Raw genomic sequence first — 26,089 nt, forward strand, 5'->3', positions numbered from 1 at the left:
CAGCGCAAAACTGCCACCTGCGGACTTCCCTGCCAAACGTGCAACTGCGACGTGGTCGCCGCGTCGGGTATCGATATTTGGCCTTAAGGTATGGAATGAGCACGGACGCTCTTCTGCTTCGCAACCTTCCTAATTTTTCGCCGGAAGCGACAAGGCGCCTCGTGGCAACCCGGTATGGGATCGACGGGACGTACACGCAACTGGCTTCCGAGCGCGATCTGTCGTGGCGGATCGAGGGCACCGATGGCCGCGACGTCGTCGTCAAGATATCGAATAGGGGCGAACCTGAAGGCGTCGTCGATATGCAGGTCAAAGCCCTGAAGCATATCTGCGAGCGCGATCCGACCCTGCCGGTGCCTCGCGTCGTTCCCTCCCTCGCTGGCGCCCCGTATGAATGGATCGAGGACGAGCACGGCTCCAGGCACATGATGCGTGTGCTTACTTTCCTTCCGGGGAAGATCATGGAGCAGGTTGAGGAAGCCTTTTCCGCCGCCACTCGGTTCAACATAGGCGTGATGGTGGGACGGCTTGCCCATGCGCTGCGGGATTTCTTTCATCCCTACGCAGGCAGCAATGCGCATCTCTGGGACATCTCACGTGCCCTGGCCTTGCGCCCGCACATAGCAAAGATCTCCGACGCCAGGCTTCGGCAATTGTGCGAGGAAATCTTAGAGCGCGCCGACCGCTTTACCCTTCCCCAATTGTCGAAGACGCGTCGCCAGGTCGTGCACCAGGATTCGCATGGCGGCAATATCCTGGTCGATCCCCAAGACAGCACATCGCCGGTGGGTATCATCGATTTTGGCGATATGGGCCACAATTCCATTGTCGCTGACATTGTGGCCGCTTCCGAGACTTTCGCGGACTTCGACGACGATCCGATCGCCTACCTTTGCGATGTGACATCTGGTTTCGATTCGACATACCCGCTTGAAGAGAACGAAATCGATCTCCTTTTCGATGCGCTGCTCCTGCGCCTGGCGATGGCCACCGTCATCGTGGAAGCGAGAGAAGGCTCCGATGAAGCCGGCATCCCGCATATCGAAAACGCCGGCCATTACCCTCGGATGATGGAGTTGCTCAGCCGTCAAGGTCGCCCACAGGCGGTCCGCCGGCTTCGTCAGGCATGCCGGTTCCCGGTTCATGGCGACATCAGCAATGATGGCGAGCATCTCGCAGTTGACTATGACGTGCTCAGGTATGGGCGCGAAGCTCACCTGGGACCGATTTGGCATTTCTACAACAAGCCACTGCACATCACCCGCGCCCGCGGAGCCTGGATGTATGGCGCCGATGGCACCGCTTATCTGGATGTCTACAACAACGTCCCTCAGATCGGTCATTGTCATCCGCACGTGGCGAAGGCGATCTACCGCCAGGCCAGCGCGCTGAATACTAATACGCGGTATATGTGCGACGTGGCCGTCGAGTACGCGGCCCGCCTGACCGCCGACCTGCCTGATCACCTCGACGCCTGCATCTTCGTCAATTCGGGCAGCGAGGCCAACGACCTGGCGATGCAAATCGCCATGTCACTCAGCAGGCAGGACGGGGGTCTGATAATTGACCAAGCCTATCATGGATGCACGGAACTGACGACGGCCCTCTCCAATGAGAGCTGGCGTCATCTTCCCGCCGACGAGCACCCCAAACGCATTGAGACCCTGACGGCCCCGGATATGTATAGGGGCCCTTTTTCCCGCCACCCCCAGGCAGCAGCGAAATATGCTGCCGACGCCGACAGGGCGATAGCCGCCTTGCGCGAAAGAGGCCACAGGCCGGCGGCATTCATGGTCGACACTGCCCTATGTTCGAGCGGGGTGCTGCGGGCGCCTGAAAACTACTTCAACCTTGTCGCGGAAAAGGTCCGATCGGCAGGCGGGTTCGTCATCGCGGACGAGGTGCAGGCCGGCTGTGGCCGCATGGGAACTTTTTGGGGTTTCCGGGCAAACGGGCTCAAGGACGAAAACATCGATTTCATAACAATGGGTAAGCCGGTTGGAAATGGCCACCCTCTTGGCGTCGTCATTCTCAGCTCGGAATTGATGAAGCGGTTCGTCAATGGCACCTACCCGCTGTTGTTCAGCACATTCGGCGGCAATACCGTCGCATGCGCGGCCGGCATGGCCGTGCTGGACGTCCTTGAGCGCGAGGACCTGATCAAGCGGGGCGCTGCCATCGGAGAGTATCTGCGCCAGGAGCTTAGGCGCCTGGCCGAACAGTACCCCGTAATCGGCGACGTGCGCGGGCTTGGAATGATGACTGGCGTGGAACTGGTGACGGATCGCCTGACGAAGGAGCCGGCCATCACACAGACCGAGCGACTGATTGACGACATGCTTGCCCGCAACATCCTCATCGGGAAAAGCACGCCTAACACGCTCAAGCTACGCCCCCCGCTGATTTGGTCGCGCGACGAAGTCGACATCTTCGTCAACGCTTTCGATGACAGCTTGCGAAGGCACCAATGAGCCCGTCAATGCATTTGCTGGAGAACGAGCGACAGGCTGGCCTCGAGCAATCGGGAGGCGAGGTTCAACGCCTTTCTCCTCGCCTTCGAGAATTGAGCGACGTCCTGCCGCCAGAATGGCTGGGCCAAACAGGAGAATCTGCATGAAGAAACAGCTATTCGGACTGGCTATCACGATGACGGCCGCCCTGTTTTCCGCAGGCGTCTCATTGGCGCAGGAAAAGGTCGTCAACGTCTACAACTGGTCTGATTATATCGACAGTTCCATCCTTGATGATTTCACCAAGGAAACCGGCATCAAGGTCGTCTACGACACCTTCGATTCCAATGAAATTCTTGAGACCAAGCTGCTTGCCGGCGGCTCCGGCTATGACGTGGTGGTTACAACCGGACCTTTCCTGGCCAGGCAGATTCAGGCCGGCGTGTTCCAGAAGCTCGACAAGTCCAAGCTGCCGAACTTAAAGAACATGTGGCCCGAGGTGATGGCGCGCTTGGCCCAATATGACCCGGGCAACGAATATGCCGTCAACTACATGTGGGGCACCACCGGCATCGGCTACAATGTCGACAAGGTAAAGGCAGCGCTGGGCAACGTGCCGATCGACAGCTGGGACGTGCTTTTCAAGCCGGAAAATGCGGCCAAACTAAAGGACTGCGGCATCAATATTGTCGATGCGCCGGAGGAGACCTTGGCCGTTGCCATGAACTATCTTGGCAAGGACGGCAACAGCAAGAAGAAAGAAGACCTCGAAGCCGGCGGTGACATCTACACAAAAATCCGGCCCTACGTCCGCACCTTCAACTCCTCTGCCTATATCAACGATCTGGCGAATGGCGATAAATGCATCAGCATCGGCTGGTCGGGTGACGTGCTGCAGGCCAAGAACCGCGCCAAGGAAGCCAACAACGGGGTCAAGGTCGAATACCTGATCCCCAAGGAAGGCACCTATATGTGGTTCGACAACCTTGCGATCCCCGCCGACGCCAAGCATGTCGATGAGGCGCACGCGTTCATCAACTACCTGATGCGGCCGGAAGTCATTGCCAGGTCAACCAACTATGTCCAAACAGCCAACGGCAACCTCGCCTCGCAGAAGTTCATCGACGAAGCGGTGTTGAAGAACCCGTCGGTTTATCCGACGCAGGAGATGCTGAAGAAGCTTTTCACGATTTCTTCATACGGGTCCAAGGAGCAGCGCGTACTCACCCGCCTCTGGACCCAGATCAAGACGGGCAGCTAAACGGGGCGGTCACCGTCCCACTTTTTGCTGGCGGCGCCTCTGGTGAAGGTCTGCCGCCGCCACCTGATGGCCATGCGCGGAAGAATGGCGGGGGAGGCCGGAATCTCTTGGACCGGTAACGCGCAAATCCAAGCTCGCAGGCGGATACGAATGCGGAGCCGTCCATATCAATCGCCGATTTGCTCCTAATTCAAATTGAGAGGAACAATGCCATTCCAAGATCTGATCCAGCCTGAACTAGGCGCCTATGTCAGCAAAGTGGCCGCGCCAGGCGACTTTGCCCAGTTCTGGACGTCGACCATCGCCGAGGCCCGCCATGCCGGCGGCGAGGTCAGCATCGTGCAGGCGCAGACAACACTGAAGGCGGTCCAGTCCTTCGACGTCACCTTTCCGGGGTTTGGCGGCCATCCGATCAAAGGGTGGCTGATCCTGCCTACGCAGCGGCAGGGGCGGCTTCCTCTCGTCGTGCAGTATATCGGCTATGGCGGCGGACGCGGCCTGGCGCATGAGCAACTGCACTGGGCAGCGTCAGGATTTGCTTATTTTCGGATGGATACACGCGGGCAGGGAAGCGACTACAGCGTAGGAGAGACCACCGATCCGGTCGGCTCGACCTCTTCCTTTCCCGGCTTTATGACACGTGGCGTCCTGGATAAGAACGACTACTATTACCGACGCCTCTTCACCGATGGAGTGCGGGCGATAGACGCGCTCGTAGCGTTGGACTTCATCGATCCCGAGCGCATCGCGGTTTGCGGTGACAGTCAGGGCGGCGGCATCTCGCTCGCCGTCGGCGGAATCGATCCCCGCGTCAAGGCCGTAATGGCCGACGTGCCGTTTCTTTGCGACTTTCCGCGCGCTTTGGGGACTGCCGTGCGCGATCCCTATTTGGAAATCGTTCGTTTCTTGGCGCAACATCGCGAGAAGAAGGCGGCGGTCTTTGAAACGCTCAACTATTTCGACTGCGTCAACTTCGCCCGGCAGTCCAAGGCGCCGGCGCTGTTCTCGGTGGCCCTGATGGACGAAGTCTGCCCGCCCTCTACAGTTTTTGGCGCATTCAATGCCTACGCAGGCGAAAGGATCATCGTAGAGTACGAATTCAACAACCACGAAGGCGGGCAGGGCTATCAGGAGCGCGAACAGATGGCGTGGCTCAGCGGGCTGTTCGGTGTCGGCTGATGTTAGCTGCCCAGCACTAGGCGTTTCACCTTCGCAGCGCGTCTCAGCTCGGCCGCGCAATCCAAGGTCCAACGGGCTATCAGCCGCCCCTGTTGCTCTACGTACTTCCATTCCTGCAGCCGCACCCTGCATACGCTTCGAGGGCCTGCCGAACCTAGCCTCTCAACGATGCTGAAGGAGCTTTAACAGCCGCCCTGGCCGAGCCGCGCGGGTTTGGATGGCATCGGCTCCCCTGCTCGGTGTCAGCTTACTCGGTCCTCTGCCCGAGGACCGGGCAGGCAGCAAGCGATCCACATCGGACATCCGCCGATGCACCAAGCAGCGGCAGCTACCGCACCAGTACGCCGCCCGGTCAGGGATGGCTTGGGCGCCATCTGCCAGACACCAGAAGGTTCGTCTGAGAATTGGGTCGAGCGAATGAGCGGCGGAACCATAAGGGACGATACGGGAAAGATCTCGATTTCTGCCCACGAAAAGCTTAACAAAATCAAAGATTTGAGATCGTCCTCCGGGCCTACCATTATCGTTATTTATCAATGATTTATAGGGCGGTTCGCCACGAGGTTCGCCAATAGGTTCGCCAAGCATCGGCTTGCGCGTCACCAAGCGAACGACTCGATCCATCCCCTGCACCGGCAGTCGCACCTGCGATGCTTCGCGTGAATACTCGCCGATCGCATTTATCTTCCATGAAATGGCCGCCGCTTTGCGCCCAATGTCGAGTCGACCTTCGCATCGGCCGAATGTTCGGATCAAATTTCGCGCGCCTAGAGAGACTAAGCTGACCGATTTGGTTCAGGGATTGCCGTCCGGACTTAACATCATCCATTCCATCCTGGGCTCGAGCCAGGGAGCCAGCTTCAAAAACCGTGGCAATGCCTTGAGCCTGACGATATTGCGAGCGAGTTCGGCAACGCGCGGCCCGAGCGTGACGAACTCCTCGCGACGGGTGACGAAGGTCAGCTGGCGCGAAAATCCCGGTCCCGGCAGCGGCATCACCTCGACGCCGTCTACAAAGGCGGCACCTTGCAGCAGGCAGAGCGGGGTCGTGATGGCAACGCCGACGCCGGTCGCCACCATGGCGACCAGCGCGTCGGAAGTGTCGAACTCGAGCATGCGAGGAGGCTCAAGGCCAAGCCGTCGCAAGTGCCGCTCGATTTGCGAGCCGCTATGGGAGCGCGCGCTAAGTCGTATCAGATGGCGGCGGGACAGGATTTCGCGCAGATCCTGGTCCCTGCAATCTGCGCCGAGATTCTTCGGCACCAGCAGCAGATAGGGCTCCCGAAACAACGGATAGCGCATGATGTCGTCGAGGCCTTCCATCGGGTCGGAGGTGACGGCCGCGTCGATTGCGTGGCGCATCAGCGCCTCGGTATGGGAATAGGCGAGGCCCGACCATGCGGTGAGCCGCAGCGCGAGCGCCCCGTCCACCAATTCCTTGACGAGATAGGCGCCGATGGTGCCGGCAAAGGAATCGACCAGGCCGAGCCGCAGATCCAGGCGCTCGGGCATCGCCGCCGCCGAGCGCACCGCGTCGACCGCCCGGCCGACCCGCTGGACGACCTCCTGGACCTGGGCAGCCAGCACGCTCCCCGCATCGGTCGGGGTCAGCGGCCGCCGCTCGCGATGCAGAAGCTTGGCGCCGATCTCCTTCTCGAGACGGCGCACGGCTTGCGAGACCGCCGATTGGGTCAGGCCGAGGCGTGATCCGGCAGCGCTCATGCTGCCGCTTTCAATCGCCACCGCGGCGATTTCAAGCATCCTGAGGTCGATGCCGCCCTTCATTGGAATTTTCGCCAACAATTAATGGAGATCATACTTTTCATTAATCTGAATACATACGCTGGAAAACCGTTGCGGCCAACGGTCTGTGGCGTCAATCATGTCCGTGAGGCCGCAACGGGAAGGGCCTTCGGGAAACAGCCGACAAAAAGAAGAAAAGCGCCCGCGAAGCCATCGCTTCGCGGAGGCGAGGGATATTGAACACTCAATGACGGAGATGACGATGAACGCTTTGAAAACTTTCGCATTCGGGCTGGCCCTCGGACTTGGCGCGGCCGTCGCGCACGCCGAGACGCTCGACTGCGGCGACGATACCTTGTGCAAGATCGAGGCGACCAAGGTACTGAAGGTCGGCACCAAGGACGACTACAAGCCGTGGTCCTACCGGGCGGCGGATGGCAGCTTCGCCGGCATGGAAGTGGACCTCGCCAACGCGCTGGGCCAACTCCTCGCCGCCAAGGTCGAGATCGTCAAGGTCAACTCGGCCAACCGCTTCGAATTCCTCGCCCAAGGGCAGATCGACCTGATGATTGCGTCGGCGACCGACACGGCCGAACGCCGCCAGGTCGTCGGTTTCGTTCATCCGAACTACTATTCGTCGGGCTATAACATCCTGCTGCCGAAGAAAGTGAAGGCGACGAAGTGGGATGAAATGGCCGGCCAGACCATCTGCGCCATCCAGGGCGCCTGGTACAACAAGCCGGCGCAGGAGAAGTTCAAGCTCGAATTGCTGGCCTTTGCCGGCACTGCCGAGGTCGACAGCGCCCTGCAGCAGGGCCGCTGCATCGGCGTGCTGTCCGACGACAATATGATCAACGTGCAACTCGCCGATCCGAAATGGGCGGACTATTACATGCCGCTGCCGACCCAGGACGATGCGCCCTGGGGCATTGCCGTCCGCAAGGCCGATCTCGACAAGCCGTGGGGTGTGCTGGTCGCCGGCGCGATCGCCAACTGGCACCGCTCCGGCAAGCTGCTTGAGTTGGAGAAGGCCAATGGCATCGCCGAATCCGCCTATCTGCGCAAGATGCACGAGGCGTTGAAGGATCACCTCGCCACGCAGTGAGCGAAAGGGTTTTCAGGCTAGGAATGACGTGCCGCCAAGCCACGTCACTCTCGTCAGCCATGCTCTGATCACGCCGGTTCCTCCGGGAGCCGGCCACCTCTTCACGGGAGCGGGCAATGCTCGAACTCTTTCGTCAATTCGCGCTCGAGCTGAAAGCGTCCGGCATCAACCTGACGATACTCTACGACGCCTTCGATTTCGAGCGCTTCGTGTTGGGGCTCGCCACCACCTGCGCGCTGGTCGTCCTCTGCACGTTCTTCAGCATCCTGATCGGCGCCGCCGGTGCCGCCACACTGGGTCTGACCAGGGGACCGGCGGCGATGCTGGTGCGCGCCTACGTGGCGCTCATCCGCAACACCCCGCTTCTTGTGCAGATGTATTTCTTCTATTTCGCGGTCGGCAGCCTGATGCCGGTCGGACAGAACGCAATCGGCCTGCCGGTGCCGATGATTGGAAACTTCACCTGGGCGGTGATAGCCCTCTCGCTCTACGCCGGCGCCTTCAACGTCGAAACCTTCCGCTCCGGCATCGGTGCCGTGCACGGCTCATACGAAGAAGCGGCGCTGGCGCTCGGCTATTCGCGCTTCAAGGCGTTCCGCTATGTCGTGGCGCCGCTGGGACTGCGCTTCTCCTTCGCCTCTTTGGCCAACAATCTGGTCGATCTCACAAAGTCGACGACGGTCGCCTATGCGATCGGCGTCGCGGAACTGCTTTACGTGTCGAACCAGATCTGGTCGGACGCCCTCAACACCTTCGAGATGATGAACGTGATGCTGGCCATCTATCTGGTGCTGACCGGGATCGTGGTTTGGATCATCGGCCGCGTGCAGGCGGCGATGCGCCTACCCGGCTTCGGTGCGAACTGAACGGAGCGCGCGATGTCGGAAACCTCGATCTTCGCCGATGTTCTTCGCTGGCTGCCTTTCGTGCTCTGGGGCTTCGGGCTCAACGTGCTGATGAGCGTGCTGGCAATCGTGCTCGGCACCAGCGCGGGCGTGTTCCTGGGGCTTGGCCAGGTCTCGCATGCCCGCCTGGTCGGCGGCGCCTCGCGCCTTGCCACGCAGCTCTTCCGCAACGCACCCTGGCTGGTGCTTTTGTTCTACTGCATCTTCCTGATGCCCTACTCGATCGTGATCTCCGGCGCGGCCTACAACGTGCCGAGCTGGCTGCGCGCGACGCTCGGTTTCAGTGTGCCGGTGGCGGCGAATTTCTCGGAGATCGTGCGCGGCGCGATCGGCTCCATCCCGAAGGGCCAGTGGGAAGCAGCCGAGGCGCTTGGCTATTCCAGATCGGTCACGCTGTTCCGCATCATCCTGCCTCAGTGCATCACGCGCATGCTGCCGCCATGGATGAACCTTTACGCACTGCTCATCACGGCGACGCCGCTCGCCTCTATCGTCGGTGTCGAGGAAGCGCTGGCCCGCACCCAGGCGGCGGTGCAGTCGGAGGCGCAGGCCAGCTTCCTGATACCGATGTATGCCACGCTGCTCGTGGTGTTCTTTCTCTACACCTATCCGATTTCCCGCATCAGCAACGCGCTCGAGCGCCGCTTCCGAACCGTTTGAGGAGTTTCTCATGCGAACCGAAATTGAAGGTCGTCCCCTGGTCTCGCTGCAAGGCGTGCGCAAGGCGTTCGGAAGCTTTGAGGTGTTGCGCGGCGTCGAGCTCGGCGTTGCCAAGGGCGAGGTTGCGGCCATCATCGGCCCGTCGGGTTCCGGCAAGTCGACGATCCTCAGGACCATCAACGGCCTGACCTCGGTCGACCACGGCGTCATCCAGGTCGGCGACATCACGGTCACCGATCCGAAGGTCGATAAGGTGGCGCTGAGGCATCGCGTTGGCATGGTGTTCCAGCAATACAATTTGTTCCCGCACAAGACCGTGCTGGAAAACGTCGCGATGGCGCCGATCCAGGTGCTCAAGGAAGCGCGCAAGGAGGTCGAGGAACGCGCACGCGACCTTCTTGCGGGGATGCGGCTCCCGGAGAAGACACTCTCCTATCCGGGCGAGTTGTCGGGCGGGCAGCAGCAACGCGTGGCGATCGCGCGCGCGCTCTGCATGCAGCCTGAAGTGATCCTCTTCGACGAGGTGACGGCGGCGCTCGACCCGGAAATGGTCAAGGAAGTGCTCAGCGCAGTGAGGAAGGTCGCCGAAGACGGCATGACCTGCATCCTGGTGACCCATGAGATGCGCTTTGCGCGCGAGGCAGCCAACCGGATCTATTTCACCGACAAGGGCGTGATCGTCGAACAGGGCGAGCCAAAGGCCTTCTTCTCCAACCCTCAGGATCCGCGGACCAGAGAGTTCCTTGACAAAGTCCTCTGATCGCCCATCCAAACCAGGGAATCCGACATGAACGAGATCATGCCAGGCTCGCCAGCCAGCGATGGCGAGCGCACCGAGACGGACGCGCTTGGCAGCCGTCGCATTGACAATGCCCATTACTACGGCATCCAGACGGTTCGCGCGCACGAGAATTTCTCCATCTCCGGCAAGACGATCGCCGATGTCCCGGGTTTTGTCGAAAGCGTCATCCGCATCAAGCAGGCTGCGGCGCTGGCCAATTTGACGGCTGGAGGCCTGTCCAAGGAAATCGCCGAGGCGATTGTCGCGGCCGGCAAGTATTGTCTGGAAAACTTCGAGCCGTCGCAGTTCTGCGTCGACATCTACCACGGCGGCGGCGGCACCGCCGCCAATATGAATGTCAACGAGGTTGTGGCGAACCGCGCCAACGAAGCGCTGACCGGCCATAAGGGCTACGACCGCGTCCATCCCAATACCCATGTGAACATGGCGCAGTCGACCAACGACGTCATTCCGTCGGCGATGAAGCTTGCCGTGCATGGGTTGCTGGCGCGGCTTCAAGGCTCTGTGTCGACGCTGGTCGAGACCTTGGCCGCCAGGGAGACCGAATTCGCCGGCGTGATAAAGCTCTCGCGCACCTGCTTCCAGGATGCGCTGCCGATCACGCTCAGCCAGCAAATGTCGGGCTACAGGCATGGCTTCGAGCGCAACTTGCGCGAGCTCGCCGCCGCGAAGGACAAATGCCTGCACCTGCCGCTCGGCGCTACCGCGGTCGGCACCGAATTCGGTGCGCTGGCCGGCTACAAGGCCGAGATCTATGCCGAGCTTGGCCGCATCACCGGGCTTGCGCTGGAACCGGACGAGAATTTCTTCGACGGGCTGCAGAATGCCGATCAGTGGATATCGATCTCCGGCGTGCTGAAGGCGCTGGCGCTGTCGGTGGCCAAGATGTGCGCCGACCTCAGGTTCATGTCGTCGGGTCCGCGCGCCGGCCTTTCAGAGATCACGCTGCCGGCGGTACAGCCAGGCTCCTCGATCATGCCCGGCAAGATCAATCCGGTCATTCCGGAGATGGCCATCCAGGTCTATTTTCGCGTCCTCGGCAATGATGCCACCGTCACCCGCGCCTGCGAGGGCGAGCTCGACCTCAATGTCTGGGAATCGATCATCCTCAACGCCGTGACTGAATCGATCATTCTGCTCGACCGTGCGATCCCTTTGCTCGTTTCGAAATGCATCGCCGGGCTTACGGCCAACGAGGCGACCTGCCGCAAGGCGGCGGAGGGGTCGCTGGCATTGTCCACGGCAATTGCGGCGGTCTTCGACTATCCGAAAGCCGGATCGGTGGCGCGTTTCGCCGCCGAGCGGGGCCTGCTGGTCAAGGATGCGGCCGTCGAGATGTCGCTCTTGTCGCGGCGGGAGGCAGAAGAGCTCTTCGAGGTCTCGCTTTTCGCCGATCCTTTGCGCTATCAAACGGTGATTCAGAAATTTCGCCTGCTGGCGCAGCAAGGTTTGCTCGGCGGCGTTGTGACGGAATGACCGCACCATATGACAAAAGCAGTGCCTGAAGTGGCGTTCATCGGAACCGGCGGCACGATCGCCTCGATCGGCAAGGATGCGTTCGATGTCCTGGATTACGGAAACGCCGACAACAGACTTCACGCTGAAGACATCATCGCGAAGCTGCCGCCACTGGACTGTCTGGCGCGCGTGACGCCCGTCCGTTTCAACAATATCGAAAGCACCGCGGTCACCGCCGACGACTGGCGGGATCTGGCGCTGCTTTGCACCAGGCTTGCCGCGGACAACCCGGGGCTCGCGGGCATCGTCATCGGTCACGGCACCGCCACGCTGGAGGAGACAGCCTACTGCCTCTCGCTGACGCTGAAACTCACGATTCCCGTGGTTGTCGTGGGGTCGCAGCGGCCATTGAACGGCATTTCGTCGGACGCGCAGGCGAACCTGGTCGCCGCGATCAGGGTTGCGGTGTCGCCCGATTCAATCGGTCGTGGCGTGCTAGTCGTCCTGAACGACGAAGTCCATGCGGCGCGTGACGTGAGCAAACGCTCGACGTTCCGGCTGCATGCCTTCCAGTCGCCGGATTTCGGCATGCTCGGCCAGGTCGACGGCGAAGCCGTCCGCTACTATCGCCGGACCGAGCGGCGACACACCCTGGACAGCGAATTTTCGATCGCCGACATCGCGGCCATGCCGCGCGTCGATGTCGCCTATAGCTATGCGGGCTCCGACGGGACGGCGATACGCGCTTTCGCGGCGGCTGGAGCAAAGGGCATCGTGCTTGCCGGCTTTGCACCTGGCATGGGCACCCCAGCGGAAGTCGCCGCGCTTGAAGAGGCGATCGGGAAAGGCGTCGTGGCCCTCCAGTCATCACGCGTCGGAAGCGGCGGAGCGTTGGATAGCGCCAGGCATCGCTCAGTCGGAATACTGGCGGCGGACAACCTCACGCCACAGAAGGCACGGATCCTACTTTGCCTCGCGCTGTCAAAGACGAATGATCGAGGCGAACTCGAGAGAATACTCGAGACCTATTGAATGACGCGCAGAGAGGAGCGCCCGCCATGGCGGTCGGGATTGGCTCGATGCCAAGGGTCGGCTTAACCAATCGTCCCAAACCGGCCTTCCGCTCTCGGCATAAACCAGCCGCGCTCACGTCCTTGCTCTGTGTTCATCGACCCTTTTTGTGGGATAAGGCAGAGACACCGCGTGCATGGAAAACTGGTGTGAGCAAGTTCGGCGGCATCAAGGTGGGCATGCCGGCAATCGTCAAGCCTAACGAACCGATCACTGGCACCTATGAGGGGACCGTCAAGGTCGTGGATTCGGTGTTCGATGCCGCCTCCAGCACGTTCGGTGTGCGTGTGGAGCTTTCCAATACCGGACAAAAGCTCCCCGCCGGCCATCGCTGCAGGGTTTCCTTCGACAGCACGACGGATTGAATGCCGACTTCAGCCGAGAACTGGTGCTGGATTGATCCCCCTTGCGGGTTTCAGAAAAACTTGGCCGAGCGCAGCGCTACCAGGGCTGAGTCTGCGTTGGAGAGCTGCGACGCCATGCTTGGTGCTTTCAAAGCTACGCCTGCTCCAAGGGAAGCAGGTGCAATGATACCTACCTCGCCAGCAGCTACTTCCGTTGAGAATATTGCTAGGTTAGGAAAGTTGATGTAGGCCGCCGTAGCAGCTTCCGGACCAACAAATGGTGCTGCAAGCCCAAGCGTAATCCCTCCAACAGCATAGAGAGTGCCAGCGGGCGGCTCATCGGTTCGGCGTCTCGCCGCGAAACAGCGGCTGGTGCGCCCGCATCAAGGCGGCAATCCGGTCGGCGATTTTTCGTACCGGCGGAGAGTGGCGTTCCTCGTGATGGGTAACGACCCATTGGTCGGTTTCGAGTTCGGGGATAGGCCGAGCGACGCGAACCAGCCGCGGATCGCTATCACCGACAAAACACGGAAAGATCGAAAGGCCGGCGCCGGCGGCCACCAGTTCGCGCACCGAATGGATGTTGTTGCCACGCACGGCGATGCGGTCGCCGTGATGGGCTTGCAGCCAGCGTGCCGAGGCAATGTTTGCCCCTTCGCCGGTGACGCCGACGAACAAGCCGGCGGCGATGCCGTTGATCAGGTTGCGTCCGGAATAGATGGCGTAGGCGACCTTGCCGCTCTGACGGGCGGCCAGCCACTGCTCGGTCGGACGCTCGCTGCGGATGCCGATGTCGGCGGCACGGCGACCGATGTCTACCCGGTCGGTGGTGGTGACGAGCTCCACCCTTATGCCGTCATCGACCGTCCAGATCTCGCCGATGTGGGTGGAAACGAATGCCGAGGTCCATGGCCCGGCCGAGACGCGGACAATGCGGTCGGGCAAGCTTCCTTCGCGCCAGCGGGTCAGCGACTGCATTGCCGCCTCGACGTCTTCGGCGCGCCGCAGCAATTCTTCACCGACCGGCGTCAGCCCGTAGCCGGTCTGCCGACGCACGAACAGCGGTTCGCCGATCTGCTTTTCGAGCGCGGTGACGTGTCGTCCAAGGGTGGCTGCGCTGAGGCCTGTGGTTTTCGTCGCCGCGCTCAAACCACCCAGCCGCGCGACATCGAGAAACAGCTTCAGATCGTCCCAGCCGATATCCATTTTTCAGAAATGAAAAGCTCCTTGCGACCGTGGGTATAGCGCCAAGGGGGGTCATGCGCAACTATGCAGGCATTGGAAGCGTTGGACAATCCTGCTTGCCGCGATAGCGACAAGCGCCCAGGCTGGCCAAGAAGCCGGCACAATCTTTTCGGTCGCGGGTGCGCTTGCGCGGATGCTTTGCGCGTTCGACCAACCCAGGCGCGAGCACTCTGCGTGCCAAAGGAGACGATCATGCTGCATGAACTTCGACACCGTTTCGCCCGCTGGGTTGCCTATCGCCAGACGCTTGCGAGCTTGAGGCGGGTCTCGGACAGCACATTGGCGGATGCCGGCATTTCTCGCGAAGAGATCCGCGAGCGTGCCCGCCACGCCAGCCTGCGTCGTTGAGATCACGGAGGCGGGCATGCAGATGAAGCTTTGGGACGGTCGCTCGGTACCGCGCATCGGGATCGGCACCTGGGCGGCGGGTGGCGCCGCACGCTGGCGTGACACGGCGACCTTTTATGGCGAGGTCGACGACATCAGGTCGCAAGCTGCGCTGGCCATGGCCTATGACATCGGCGCGCGGGTGTTCGACACGGCTGCCGCCTATGGCGCCGGCAATGCCGAGCTGATCCTCGGGCGGGCGTTGAAGGGCAAGCACGAAGCCGTCATCATCACCAAGGTCGGCTATTTCGGCGATCCCGAAACGCGCAAGATCGCTCCCGAGGATGCCTCGGCTGCCGCGATCCGGGCATCGATCGACAATTCGCGGCAGCGCCTACAGCGCGATTGCATCGACGTCGCGCTGCTGCATATCAACGAGTATCCGATCGAGCGAGCCGGCGAGGTGTTCGATACGCTCGGCCTGCTGCAGCAGGAGGGCAAGGTCGGCGGCTTCGGCTGGAGCACCGATCATCCCGAACGGCTCGCCGCCTATGCGCCGCGCGTGGGTTTCATCGCCGTGGAGAACGACTTCAATGTGTTTACCCCGGCCAACGAGCTGATGGCCGTTGCGGCGCGCGAGAACCTCGTCTCGTTCAGCCGGTTGCCACTTGCAATGGGGCTGCTCACCGGCAAATACACGCCGGCCATGAAGGTGCCGGCAAATGACGTGCGCGGTGGGAATGCCGAATGGATGGTTTTCTTCAGGGATGGCGCCGCCAACCCGCACTATCTGTCAAGGCTCGAGGCAATCCGCGACCTGCTCACCTCGGGCGGACGCACGCTTGCGCAAGGCGCGCTCGGCTGGATCCTCGCCAAGTCGGCGATCGCCTTGCCGATCCCCGGCTTTACGCGGCCCGAGCAGGTCGAGGACAATCTCGGTGGGCTGGAAAAAGGGCCGCTGCCGGCAGCGGTGATGGCTGAGATCGACGGCGTGCTGAATATTGCCGAGACCGCCTAATGTGGCGAATCCGAAATCCGCATCACGTCGGCAGCAGAACCATAAACGCAATCCCGTTTCGTTCGAACTGGCTGTCCGTGCTCTCGACCGATTTCGTGAACCGGCTGGGCGGTGCTGCGTAACTGTCGCAAGCGCTCGGCAAGCGCTGCTCCATGCACGAATATCCCGGAGGCGTCATCCTGCAGGCAGGTGATGGGCCTCAACTCGGCGACGTCAACCGGGGCATCGTGCTGGATGAATACCGGCTTGTTGCATCCGCCGTGAAGCGGCTTCGCTTTGAGGATTACGCGATCGGCCTTTTCCCGGTGCCCCAGCCCCTGGATGCCCGGGACGAAACCATGAAGTGGATACGGCGGTTCGATTAGCCCCAAGCTGCGCGAGGTTATCGTTTCCAACTGCCTCTGACGCTATGCCTTGACGGGCCGCGAAGCCGCAGGGATCCATCACTATTCAGTCAGCCTGCCACTGCGGTGCCCAAGCGCCTGCCTGGCCGCGTACATGGTCGGCGAGCGCTTGCCGGGAAGGTTAGCCTCAAGAACAAGCTGTTCGACAAAGCCCTGGTTCATTTCGAACTCGACGCATTGGTCGAGTTTATCAACGATCCAGACCCTGTAGTAGTCCTTCTTAAGATCATATCCGGAATCATCGCCGGGTATCTCTTGCGGAGGCGCGGGTATCAACATAATTTTGGGTTTTGGCAGATCGTATGTGTGCCCCTCATACGCGTATCCAAATATTATTCCAGAGCTAAATTTCTTCGTATCTTTCTTATTCGGCTCGATGTCGATCGCACTTAACAATAGCATATAATTATCCAATACTGACTTAATAAAAACATAAGTGCTGTCTTGCTTTTTATCGCCTTGACTGTAAAACATCTTTTTCATCAACTGAAGTAACTCGTCATAATTATTGTCAGGAGTGCTTTCTGCCAATTTGGAAAAAGTTATGGCGTACTGACCGTCTTTTACAATAGTGCTTATGTCTCCAAATGCATTTTTGTCTTCTGGCTTTGGCAGTCCAGGTATCCCGTAGAGCCGCACCTGCGTTGCATTGAATGCTCTGTGCACATCGGTCGACGTATATGTCGGACGGTGATAGTCGTCGCTCATGATGCTCCTCCTCGCTTTGACAGTTCAGTTCATGAAATTTCTCGCCACCTGAAGTTTTCTTCGAACTTAGCACCCAGCGCCGGCGCGATGCGGCTGGCGGCTTCGGCAACGGCGATCGCGGCATTTTCAAATGTCAGATCGTCCGCTTCGAGGCTTGACCAGGTCCGGGCCAGGGTCAGCGCCACATCGTCACGCGCCCGGGTCAGCGCGCTCTTGAACAGGAACGGTCTGGCACGGAAGGCCAGTGCCGTGAAATCCGAGATGCGGTGCAGCGCGGCCTCGTTGATATCCCTGATGTCGATAGCGAGAAGCCGCTCGTCGGCCAGTCCATCACCCACGAGATTCGCGTGATAGGCGTCGACGATCGTGTCGAACACGGCGCCAGTAAAGGGCCGCGACCTGTCATGGATTTCGTCGGTGACGTCAGACATGCGGCGCGAATTGCTGGCGAGGCGAATCTGCCGATCACCGATCAGTTCGGCGATGCGGTTGAGTTCGTTCAGGATGAGCAGATTGCCATCGCAGTGGCGAAGCAGCCGGTCGAGACCGCTGTCGAAATGCAGGAAGGACAGAAGCGACGTTATGTCGGCGCTTGCTTCATGGAACGACGCGAAGTCGCCGGTCCTCAAGCCGTTTGCCGGCACCCCAAAAAGGGAAAACAGAATCGCATGGCCGACCTCATGCGCAATCGTATCGAAGTTGAGGGCATAGGGATAAGTTCGACCGTCGGGCGCCCTGTCCACGCCGAGTTCCAGGTAGCCGTAGCCGGACTGGGCGTTGTTCCAGTCGACCCACGGAATGATCTCCAGCCGCTCATAGGTTTCGGCGAAGTACCAGGTAATCGGCCGCCCAAGGTAGCTTTCCCAGATGTCCAGGACCCGGCTGACTGCCCCAAAGGCGTGAGCCGCCAGGAACTGACGTGAATTCAATGAAATCTGGTCGAAGTGACCGTCGTAGGCGGGTTCCGCCGGCGGGAAGACCTCGCCAACGAAGGGCGGCAGATAGGGATACTCGTAAGGTTCCTTGTCGAGGAGCGGATCGCGGACATAGATGCGATGGTCCTCTGGACCGGGGCCTAATCGGCTCGGCGGGGTCGATATCCAGACGGTCTCGGGTGTGCCGTAATCAGCAAGGTGGGGCACCTGGGGAAATAGCAGGAAGCGCGTGCCGACGGAGCGACCTTGGTCGCTGGATCGATCGAGCGTCCCCAGTAGCTCAGCCCCTCTCATTTTAATACATTAGCAAAATGGCATACGTATTGTAAATTGAGATTGAGAACTCTCGCCCTGATGCTTTCAAACCTCTAACCCGGCGTCGTCGAGATCCTTGAAGAAAGCCGCCGTCAATTGGAAATCCGGCAGGGGTGCGGGCTCCTTGAATAAACCGTGATGCAACAGCCGGAGCGCATCACGCGCATCCTGCTTCTTTTGCTGAACGAAAGCTGCCGCGAGGATCTCCTGATATTTCTCGACAACGAGATCACCTTCACATGACAGGGCGTCACCGATCATGCGGGCGAGCGTGCGCTCGCGAAAGTTGAGAGCTTGCGCGGCTCGCTCCAGCCTGGTCCTGTATTCATCCGAAACGATGCCTCGACGGCTGGCCCTGCGAACCGTCATGCGAAGATCGATCAGCGCGTGGGTTATGGGCGCATAATTTACCTGCCATGGTCCGTGCAGCACGGCCACTGCATCGTCAGGCGCGAGCGCGAAACGACGATACCACCGGTAGATCAGCCCCACTCCCTGCATGTATGGAAAAAGGTCCGCGGCGCGAAGAGCCCCCATGCTCGCTGCGCCTATTACCGGAACACCTTTCGCTATTGCCCAAAGGATTTCCTTGTGCCTGACCGCCGGCTCAGACTGAAAGCCGCCGTCGATGATGACTATCGCACTCGGATCAAATTGCTGCACAGCCGCGATGATCGAACCCTGCACAGCCGGCGGAAGGCAGATCGCCTCCGCCACTTCCTGAACTTCGCCCTGTGACAGGGTGGGACCGGCAAAGACCAGCTTGGGACGCATTTGCCTAGCCATGCAACAGCGGCGTCAGGGCCGGTATGACGATCCTGACGACCGACAGGTCGCCGAGCGGTGTTGTATCGAGCTGAACCCTGTACACTGTATCGATCCCTGCGCCCTCGATCTGTGCGAGAAGAGCGGACATCCTATTTTCCGCGCTGGTGCAATTCTGCCCGGCAATCGCATGGAAATGTACGTCGCGAGGGCCGTCGGACAGGAGGCGTCGGTGCGCCGCAATTTTTTGCCAATCCGGATATTTAGGATAGAACGCGCGTGTCAGGTCATCACGGGCGCCGGAGATCGCCGTCAGTCGCGACTGCGCCGCCTCGTAGATTGCGTGAACGATCGCGGACGCGGCATCGAAACCTGCTGCCGAGCCCTCTGCCGGATGGTGAAGAATTGCCGTTTCCGGGGGCCGATCCTCCATGAGATGGCACCAGATCACCGGCAGTCCCAGCGGTGAGGGGGCGTGCCAAAGCCCCACCAGCAGGCCTTTGGCTTCCAGGCTTTCGAGAAGGCTCGCCACTGTCGGATCGTCGATCGTTCTCGGGTCAATTCGACGGCGCTGGAAAAAGCCGTGGATTCGCTCCGACCGCGTGAGTGCGTCGCGCTCGATGCATTCCATTATCCCGTGCAGGATAGAGTCCGTTTCCTCGAAGGAGGCCGCCAGGCCGGACGTCGATGAAGCGAAGATTTGCTCATGGGGCAATGGCGGGAACAGGTAGGCAGTGTGTACAAGCTCGAATGGGACCCAATCCTGCAGACCACCCTTGAGAATATTCTCGGCATGGATCCAAGCTATCTCCCTGCTGCGCCAGCCTGGGTCGACACCAGGCTGGAGATGAGCTTCGAATCTTTCAGGAGGAATATTCAGGGAGTCTGCGGAAGCCGCGATGGGGTCGTAGTGCGCCAAGCGCTCGGCAAAGTAGGACTCCGCGGTCTCAAGAATGGCCGACACCGCAGCTTCGGTTCTCGTCGGCCCCTTGCCTTGCGAAACGGAATTCAAAAGGGAGAAAGGCCTGACCGCCTGAACAACGGGTATGTCGAGCACGTCGAGACCTGTGATGTCCGCAATCCGCGTGATGCCCAAGAGCTCGCGCATCGTCATTAGCCGCATGAGCGCTTCGTGCGGCGGAGGACCCGAGCGCTCGTATCGTTCCAGCATGGAGGCTTCCTGATCTCCCGTCGCGCGGACTAGGGACGCAGGCTCGGTTCTCGATTGACGAACAACGCCGCGCCTTGCTCGATGGTTGATTTCGCCAGGCCGACGCGCTTGCGGTACTGCCGGGATAGATCCTCTGATACGCCCCATGTCCTGAGCATCTCGTACGCATTGAGCAGGATTGGAACCGCGTTCTGCTCATCGGCGATGGCCAGGCTTTTGGAGAGCGCGGCAACAACATCCATGGCTGAGGAGCCGCTAAGCAGAAGGAGATGGGCCTTTCGCCGATAAAGTTCGGCGAGCCAAGAAAGACTGCCGCCAGCTTCGGCTTCCGCAGCCGCGGAAGAGATGAGCGTAAGGGCCTCCTCAATCTCGCCTGTCTGGGCCAGAAGCTCCGCCAGCATGCCGTAGTAGACAGGATAGTCTTCCGGCGTCTGGAGTTCGCCGTGGATGGCGAGACCCTCCTTGATCTGGTCCCTGCCTTGCTCTACCCGAGCCGCATTTCCTTCGCACCAGCCTTCGAGAATTTGCGCCAAGGCGGCCAGGGAGGGCAGATGGTGGCGTTTCGTCAATTCGCGGATATCGGCGATGACGCCCCGGAGCGCCGAGAAATCGCGGCGATAGCAATCAAGCATCGCTTCGTTGATGTAGACATGGGCGATACTGCCAACATGCGCCGTTTGCATTGCCCAGCGCCTGGCTTCAGCCAATGACCGAACTGCGCTTGCGGCCCGGCCGGTAAACCATTGAGAGAGCCCCCTGTGCGACAGGCCGCAAACCCTGGCGTCATGACCGCCGAACAGAGTGGCATTCCCTGGCCTTTGGCCCGTACCATAAAGCGCAAGTCCTTCGTCGACCGCCGTTATGCAGTTCTTGTGATGCCCAAGATTGAATTCGATTGCCCAAACACAATGTCTGGCCTGAAACTGGACTTCGGGGTCGTCGACTTCCCTCAGGTCGGCGAGGACGGTCCGAGCGCGTTCCCCGTCGATGGTGGGGCCGGTGAACCACCAACCCCAGTAGATCGGAAACCACTTCGCGCGCTCGGCGAGTGGCCGCCGCCTGGCGATCTCTACCCCGTCCTCGTAAAGTTTGCGTGCCGGCAGCGAGTTTGGACCTTCCGCGGCTGTAAGTATCGGCCCGAGCGGCATCATCGTGGCGAGGCGCAAAACATCCTGCTTGTCCGGCCTTCTCACGTGCTGGCAAAGGGTCATGGCATGGTCGAGAATCTGTCTCGCCTCGGCCATTGCAGAGCGGGCGTAACTTTCCCGACCGGCTGCGATGTACTGATCGATCGCTTCCTCGATAAGGCCGGCGCGTTCAGCATGTTCCGCCAGTTCAGCCGTACCTATCCACGGGCCTAGATTTCGGTCGCGGCCGACCGCGGAGAAAAGCGACTGATGGAGGGCCTGTCGTCTCCTCCGCAGCAATGCATTGTAGATTGTCTCCCGGATCAGGGCATGACGAAATCCATAGTCGGGCTCGCCGGAAGGCCTGATCCGGATCAGGAATCCCGCCTCGCTGAGGGTGTCCAGTGCATTCCCGAGGGTCTCGTCGCTGTATTCCGGCAACAGCTTCCGGAGCAATTCCAGATTGAAACGATTGCCGGCGACGGCGGCCGCTCGTGCCACATCCTTTGCAGGGCCCAAGGCTTCCAACCTAGCTTCAAGGATGCCTTCAAACACCGATATTCGGCTTGATGAGCCGGCTGGCGCAAGGCGATCCGTTATGGAGGCTGCATTCTCGGCGATCCATTGGCAGATTTCCTCGATGAAAAGAGGCACGCCCCCGGTTACCTCCTCCACCATGGTAATGAGTTCCGAACGCGCGGTTGACCCGATTTCCGGCCGCATGGCCATGACTGCCTGTCGCGTTTCCTCGCGATCGAGCGGCTTCAGAGTAATATGCGGCAAGTCCAGGAACCCTGAATAAGTCTCAGATCCAGGTCGTGCAGTCATTATGAGAAGCACGGGCATCCGATGAATGAAGAGTGCAAGCTCCGCCAGCAATTGTCTCGACGTCAGGTCGATCCAATGTATGTCTTCGACCACGAGGATGAGTGGTCCGCGTTCGCATATGGCTTCGATGCTTCTGCGAGCTGCCCAGATCGCTTTCTCCCGGATGACCTTGAGATCAGCCTCCTTCAGAGCGGGATTCGATCCTTCAGCCCCAAGCAGAAACGAGAAGATGTCGACCACTTCGTTATCGTGCACGCTTTGATTTGCGAAGACCTCCGCTACGTCTGAAGTCTCCAGCCGACCGTCTTTGCCAGCCAGGTCACCCCGAACATTTTGCAGCAGGGGATAAAGAGCCGAGTGGGAGCCGCCGGGCTGACATTGAAAAAGCAGCAATTTTGCCCGCTGAAAGCGTGTCCTCTTGCGGACTTCATAAAGCAGGCGGGACTTGCCGATACCGGCCTCGCCTTGAACTAAAATGGCGCTGCCCTTGCCGGCGACGGCATCATGCCAACATGCGGCGATGGTGGCCAGTTCGTCCCCGCGGCCTATAAACGTGTTGTTCAAGCGCCCAAAGGCAAAGAAGCGGTCAACGTCCCGCTTGTGGCTGATGGCACGCCAAGTCCGCTCCGGCTCCGCGAAACCTTTAACAACGTGAATGCCGCCAAAACTGAAAACGTGGGACCGCCGCGCCAGATTTCGGGTCTCGTCGGACACCAATACTGCATCCGGCTGGGCCATAGCCTGGAGGCGCGTCGCCATGGCCAAAGCAGGGCCGGTGACGCTGGCATCCGCCAGGTTAGCGCCATCCCCGTGAACGAGGATCATGGATGTAGCAATCCCGACCCGAACATGCAGGTCCGTATGGTCTTTCTCCAGCCCGACCCGCTTGCACGCTTCAATGATTTCGAGTCCTGCCCGGATCGCTTGCGAAGCCGCGTCCTTTGCCTCCATCTCTGTTGGAAAAAGTGCGACACCGCCGTCGCCGGCCTCGCTCACGATAACGCCCGAGTACAATGAGATTGCCTGTCTTGCCTCACGCCGAAAGGCCGACATCAGTTCTTCATGGTCCTCGATATCCAGAACTGCGAGCAGGTCGGTTGATCCGACCAGATCATAACAGAGAGCTGTCATAACGCGCCGCTCGCTGCGAACTTCGGACACACCACTGTCGTCCTTGCTCGGAACGCCCTTGGCAAGGGCCACGATTGGAGGCTGTACCCGAGGCTCTTCCGACATGCTGCAGTGCCTTGGCTGGCGGGGTGGGAACGATACTATCAAATGCGCTAATATTCACCAGAGCGCTCGGACGACCCCGCATCTGATCATAAGCGATACTTCGGACGATGTGCGTCACGGAAGGACGTCTGACCTGTGCCCACGAAAAAGGCAATTAAATCAATTATTTTACGACGCCCTCCGGGCCCAGGGCTCTAGGCTCCGGAAGGCCGTCCGTCGGTTCCGCTTCCTGATTGGCCTCCTGCGTTCGCCAAACCGACCTCCAGGCGCTCCATCAGCGCCCGATAGCGCGGATGATCGCGCAGAGGGTTCATATCCACGTCCTGCGCCATCCAGTGCACTTGCTGCAATCCAAGCTGCGGCACGCAGTGCTCCAGCGTGTCGATCGCCTTTTCGAGGGCGCCGATCGCCGCCAGGAAACACGCGACATTGTAGTGGCTGTTATAGTCCTCCGGGTCGATGGTGATCGCGCGCCCGGCCCACTGGAGGGCGCGTTCCTCGAGGCCGAGATTGTGGAGGATGTAACAACCATAGGCATAGGCTGCCCCATCGTCCGGATAGAGCTGCATGGCTTTCTCGATGCGGGTCAGCACCTCCCTTGAAAGCCTGTGGGCTTCCTCCTCGTCGCCCAGCGTCTTGCGGCAATCCCACAGCATGCACATCGCACCATAGCTGTTGCGATCAACCTCCGCCGCCTTCTCATAGGCGGCCGCGGCCTCTGCAAACTTGCGCTCCATGCGCAGCACGTCGCCCAAGGTCCTGTGCGCCTCGTAGAGATCGGGATCGAGCGCGATTGCTCGCCGGCAGGAGGCGCTTGCGAGTTCGATTTGCTCCTTCTGGAAATGCGCCATCGCGTCGGCCACGTGAGCTTCCGCCAGTGTCGCGTCCAAGGCCAGCGCGCGCTGCGCCTCGGCGCTCAAGGTGACAAGGTCTGCGCTGGGATCTCCGGATCTCAGTAACATGCCTTCAGCCAGCGCCAGCCCGGCCCGGGCCAGCGCGTATTCGGGATCGATCTCGAGCGCCCGCTGGTAGAGGCGTCGGGCGGAAAGGTGATTGCGACGGCCCAGGCGCAGGAAATGCTGCCGCCCCATCAGGTAATATTGATAGGCTTCGACGTTCTCGGTCGTGCGCTTGCCGATGGCAGCATGCTCGGCCGGCATCAGCCGGATCTTCAGGGCATCGACGATGGCCCGCGCGATCTCGTCCTGGAGCGCAAATATGTCGTTGAGATCACGGTCGTAGCGCTCGGCCCAAACATGATGCCCACTCATCCCGTCGATCAGCTGCGCGGTGATGCGAACGCGACTACCCGCCTTGCGCACGCTGCCTTCCAGCACATGCGAAACGCGCAATTGCCGCGCCGCTTCGCTGACGTCCATCGACTTGCCTTTGAGGGCAAAGGTCGTGTTGCGTGCGGTGACTGCCAGCGCCCCGACCTTGCTGAGGTCCGTAATGATGTCCTCGGTGATGCCGTCAGAGAAGTATTCCTGCTCAGGGTCGCCGCTCATGTTGGTGAAAGGCAGCACGGCGATCGATGGTCGGTTGCGAAACGGGAGCGCATCCTTGGCCGACGGCACGGCCGAGCTGGCGGGGGACTGCTCAATGGACACGACACGGTAAGCGCGTATCGGCTCCGCAATGTTGTGGACCCGTTGCTCGCCGATATCCGCATAGCCGTATTCAAGCTTGCCTTTTACTTGATCGTAGATGGCGCGCCCGATGCAAACGCCGCCAGGCTCCGCGAGCTTTTCAAGCCGGGCCGCGATGTTCACACCGTCTCCGTATATCGTGTCGTCTTCGACGATCACGTCGCCGAGGTTTACGCCCATACGGAACGCCATACGCCGGCTTTCGGGGAGCCCGGCGTTCTCGCCTCCCAGCTCGCGCTGCAGCTCGACCGCACACTGCACGGCGTTAACCGCGCTCCCAAACTCGACCAGCAGGCTGTCCCCGGCCGAGCCGACGATGCGTCCACGGAACCGAGCGATTTTGGGCTCGAACACCTCAGCGCGGAGCCGTCTCAGCCGGCGCAGCGTTCCCGACTCGTCGGCTGTCATCAGCCGCGAGTAACCTGCCACGTCGGCAGCCAAGATCGCCGCAAGCCTGCGGTGCTCTTCTCGCAAGGGACGGACCTCCCGCCAGTTGCAACAATCTTAGCCTAAGAAACGGCGCGAGCGAGCCCCTGTTCGGATGCTTGAAAGCCGAAATTGGCGTTGAGGAGCATATCCTAGCCTTTTCACACGGCCAGCAGTCGAGCCAATGATGCTGCCGCTTGCGTGCCGGCCAGGCCGAGGTCACGGACGCTGCTCATGTGATTGGCCGCTGCAAGGCTCGTGCACGAGACGGTCAGTCCCTGCTTTTCGAGATTTTCAGCGAATGTCGCGGCCTGGTCGTGGAAGGGCCGCGTTTCACGGGCTCCGACGGAGAGCTCAACCTCCACCGATGGATCGAAGCGATGGTCGATCGGGGAAAATTGCTCGACTTCTTCGTCGGTGATCGCGATCTCGGCGGCGAGAAACGAGTCCTGCAACGGCTTCAGATCGTAAATTCCCCCAAGCAGGAAAGCGCCTTTGATGCCCGATGGTCGGCTGCCGTCGTTGAAAAGCATCGTCGCGAGATGGGCGCCGGCAGAATGGCCGCTAATGGTCAGCTGGCCGGGATCGCCGCCGTGGTTTGCGATGTGGTCATGCACCCATTGCCTGGCGCGGCGCACCTCATCGACGATCGTAGCCAGCCTCACCGCGGGCATCAGCGCGTAGCCGACGATTATCGCGATCGCTCCTGCATTCGTGACGGTCTCGGCGATATAGGAATAATCGTTCTTCGAAAACATGCGCCAATAGCCGCCGTGAATGAACATGTGCACCGGCAGGCGGTCCCGTTTGCCTTCCGGGAAGAACAGGTCGACGGTTTCGGTGCTGTCCGGCCCATAGGCGACATCGGCGACCATCGGGACTTTTGCCTGGGTTTCCGCGCTTCTGCGGCGGATCTCGGCAACGATGTCGTCGAACTCGACGACATGATCACGGGTG

General features: G+C 60.5%; 22 protein-coding genes. 13 read left to right on the forward strand and 9 right to left on the reverse strand.

All coding sequences use genetic code 11. The annotated features are described in order from the left end of the window. The first annotated feature begins 95 nt into the window (after positions 1–95). The 3 genes from EN874_RS15190 (at position 96) to EN874_RS15200 (ending at position 4,890) form a co-directional block, all read left to right on the forward strand. Positions 96–2,471, forward strand: a complete 2,376-nt coding sequence (locus EN874_RS15190; RefSeq protein WP_127425475.1) for an aminotransferase class III-fold pyridoxal phosphate-dependent enzyme — start codon at positions 96–98, stop codon at positions 2,469–2,471. A gap of 142 nt (positions 2,472–2,613) precedes the next feature. Then, complete coding sequence (locus tag EN874_RS15195) at positions 2,614–3,711, forward strand: polyamine ABC transporter substrate-binding protein (protein ID WP_127425476.1); 1,098 nt, start codon at positions 2,614–2,616, stop codon at positions 3,709–3,711. A gap of 207 nt (positions 3,712–3,918) precedes the next feature. Next, the gene (locus tag EN874_RS15200; RefSeq protein WP_127425477.1) at positions 3,919–4,890 is read left to right on the forward strand and encodes an acetylxylan esterase; all 972 of its coding nucleotides are present in this window, start codon (positions 3,919–3,921) and stop codon (positions 4,888–4,890) included. A 795-nt stretch (positions 4,891–5,685) separates the two neighbouring features. Here the strand turns inward: EN874_RS15200 and EN874_RS15210 are convergent. Further along, the gene (locus EN874_RS15210; RefSeq protein ID WP_127425478.1) at positions 5,686–6,675 is read right to left on the reverse strand and encodes a LysR family transcriptional regulator; all 990 of its coding nucleotides are present in this window, start codon (positions 6,673–6,675) and stop codon (positions 5,686–5,688) included. Positions 6,676–6,895: 220 nt separating this feature from the next. Here EN874_RS15210 and EN874_RS15215 point away from each other — a divergent pair, with 220 nt between their 5' ends. From EN874_RS15215 to EN874_RS15245, 7 genes are all read left to right on the forward strand, one after another. Then, on the forward strand, positions 6,896–7,738 hold the full coding sequence (locus tag EN874_RS15215) for a transporter substrate-binding domain-containing protein (protein WP_210235995.1): 843 nt from the start codon (positions 6,896–6,898) through the stop codon (positions 7,736–7,738). A gap of 116 nt (positions 7,739–7,854) precedes the next feature. After that, positions 7,855–8,604 carry an amino acid ABC transporter permease gene (locus tag EN874_RS15220; protein ID WP_127425479.1) on the forward strand — a complete coding sequence of 250 codons (750 nt, stop codon included), beginning with the start codon at positions 7,855–7,857 and terminating at the stop codon, positions 8,602–8,604. A 12-nt stretch (positions 8,605–8,616) separates the two neighbouring features. Beyond that, a complete protein-coding gene (locus EN874_RS15225; protein ID WP_127425480.1) occupies positions 8,617–9,303 on the forward strand; it encodes an amino acid ABC transporter permease in 687 nt (228 codons plus the stop codon). Between the two features lie 10 nt (positions 9,304–9,313). Then, a complete protein-coding gene (locus EN874_RS15230; RefSeq protein WP_127425481.1) occupies positions 9,314–10,063 on the forward strand; it encodes an amino acid ABC transporter ATP-binding protein in 750 nt (249 codons plus the stop codon). Positions 10,064–10,090: 27 nt separating this feature from the next. After that, positions 10,091–11,581 (forward strand): aspartate ammonia-lyase, encoded by a 1,491-nt coding sequence (locus tag EN874_RS15235; protein WP_245513575.1) that lies wholly within the window; start codon positions 10,091–10,093, stop codon positions 11,579–11,581. A 9-nt stretch (positions 11,582–11,590) separates the two neighbouring features. Beyond that, the gene (locus EN874_RS15240; protein ID WP_127425482.1) at positions 11,591–12,595 is read left to right on the forward strand and encodes an asparaginase; all 1,005 of its coding nucleotides are present in this window, start codon (positions 11,591–11,593) and stop codon (positions 12,593–12,595) included. Positions 12,596–12,783: 188 nt separating this feature from the next. Continuing rightward, positions 12,784–12,999 carry a hypothetical protein gene (locus EN874_RS15245; protein ID WP_127425483.1) on the forward strand — a complete coding sequence of 72 codons (216 nt, stop codon included), beginning with the start codon at positions 12,784–12,786 and terminating at the stop codon, positions 12,997–12,999. A gap of 315 nt (positions 13,000–13,314) precedes the next feature. Here EN874_RS15245 and EN874_RS15250 read toward each other — a convergent pair whose 3' ends face one another. Further along, a complete protein-coding gene (locus tag EN874_RS15250) occupies positions 13,315–14,184 on the reverse strand; it encodes a LysR family transcriptional regulator (protein WP_127425484.1) in 870 nt (289 codons plus the stop codon). 231 nt (positions 14,185–14,415) lie between these two features. Here EN874_RS15250 and EN874_RS15255 point away from each other — a divergent pair, with 231 nt between their 5' ends. The 3 genes from EN874_RS15255 (at position 14,416) to EN874_RS15265 (ending at position 15,933) form a co-directional block, all read left to right on the forward strand. Continuing rightward, complete coding sequence (locus EN874_RS15255; protein ID WP_126088268.1) at positions 14,416–14,571, forward strand: DUF1127 domain-containing protein; 156 nt, start codon at positions 14,416–14,418, stop codon at positions 14,569–14,571. 16 nt (positions 14,572–14,587) lie between these two features. After that, positions 14,588–15,568, forward strand: a complete 981-nt coding sequence (locus EN874_RS15260; protein WP_127425485.1) for an aldo/keto reductase — start codon at positions 14,588–14,590, stop codon at positions 15,566–15,568. A 152-nt stretch (positions 15,569–15,720) separates the two neighbouring features. Further along, positions 15,721–15,933: a type VI immunity family protein gene (locus tag EN874_RS15265; RefSeq protein WP_127425486.1), complete on the forward strand. Its 213-nt coding sequence runs from the start codon at positions 15,721–15,723 to the stop codon at positions 15,931–15,933. A gap of 81 nt (positions 15,934–16,014) precedes the next feature. Here EN874_RS15265 and EN874_RS15270 read toward each other — a convergent pair whose 3' ends face one another. The 7 genes from EN874_RS15270 to EN874_RS15300 form a co-directional block, all read right to left on the reverse strand. Continuing rightward, entirely contained in the window at positions 16,015–16,680 is a 666-nt protein-coding gene (locus EN874_RS15270) for a hypothetical protein (protein ID WP_127425487.1), read from the reverse strand. A 29-nt stretch (positions 16,681–16,709) separates the two neighbouring features. Next, positions 16,710–17,909, reverse strand: coding sequence for a hypothetical protein (locus EN874_RS15275; RefSeq protein WP_127425488.1), 1,200 nt, complete (start codon positions 17,907–17,909; stop codon positions 16,710–16,712). A 66-nt stretch (positions 17,910–17,975) separates the two neighbouring features. Continuing rightward, a complete protein-coding gene (locus EN874_RS15280) occupies positions 17,976–18,704 on the reverse strand; it encodes a TfuA-like protein (protein WP_168247495.1) in 729 nt (242 codons plus the stop codon). A 4-nt stretch (positions 18,705–18,708) separates the two neighbouring features. Continuing rightward, positions 18,709–19,866, reverse strand: a complete 1,158-nt coding sequence (locus EN874_RS15285) for a YcaO-like family protein (RefSeq protein ID WP_168247496.1) — start codon at positions 19,864–19,866, stop codon at positions 18,709–18,711. A 29-nt stretch (positions 19,867–19,895) separates the two neighbouring features. After that, entirely contained in the window at positions 19,896–23,057 is a 3,162-nt protein-coding gene (locus EN874_RS15290) for an AAA family ATPase (protein ID WP_127425491.1), read from the reverse strand. Between the two features lie 194 nt (positions 23,058–23,251). After that, complete coding sequence (locus tag EN874_RS15295; RefSeq protein WP_127425492.1) at positions 23,252–25,180, reverse strand: adenylate/guanylate cyclase domain-containing protein; 1,929 nt, start codon at positions 25,178–25,180, stop codon at positions 23,252–23,254. A 113-nt stretch (positions 25,181–25,293) separates the two neighbouring features. Beyond that, a complete protein-coding gene (locus tag EN874_RS15300; protein WP_348631729.1) occupies positions 25,294–26,007 on the reverse strand; it encodes an alpha/beta hydrolase in 714 nt (237 codons plus the stop codon). Positions 26,008–26,089: the final 82 nt, after the last annotated feature.

Origin of the sequence: Mesorhizobium sp. M1D.F.Ca.ET.231.01.1.1, from assembly GCF_003999155.2 — a bacterium.
Taxonomy (GTDB): Bacteria; Pseudomonadota; Alphaproteobacteria; order Rhizobiales; family Rhizobiaceae; genus Mesorhizobium.